Source organism: Bradyrhizobium sp. Crot121, assembly GCF_059512385.1.
Map to the genome: position 1 here is coordinate 1 of NZ_JCAMOR010000505.1, position 354 is coordinate 354.

1 protein-coding gene is annotated in these 354 nt (G+C 57.3%); it reads right to left on the reverse strand.

Going from position 1 to position 354, the window contains the following annotated elements; genetic code table 11:
- Positions 1 to 354 (reverse strand): 2,5-dihydroxypyridine 5,6-dioxygenase NicX family protein (locus tag AC5ZGW_RS47680; protein ID WP_496114342.1); only part of this gene is annotated, 354 nt, incomplete at both ends.

Here is a 354-nt window from a genome sequence, read left to right on the forward strand (position 1 = left end):
ATCAATGACGAGAAGAAATCTCGTGCCCTTCCTCCGCGCTTCCTGCATCCAGTGGGAGCCCAGCGCGACGTGGAAGACCAGCACAAGATCGGCCGAATGGATCGCCTGGATCGCACCAGGTAGGCCAGAGATCGTGTCGCCTCCCCCTTGGCTTGCGATCATGTTGGGGTTGAAGGGCGCCGAAATCTTCACCTCGAAAATCTTGGCTCCAATCTCATCAGCCGCGGCAAATGCCGCCTGCACATAATCAGCCCGCGTGGTCAAATCGGTGACCAGGACCACCTGTGAACCGGGTTTTACCCGACAGAGCTCAAGTTCCTGGCGAAACAGGAATGAAAGCTCGGCTGGGTTGAT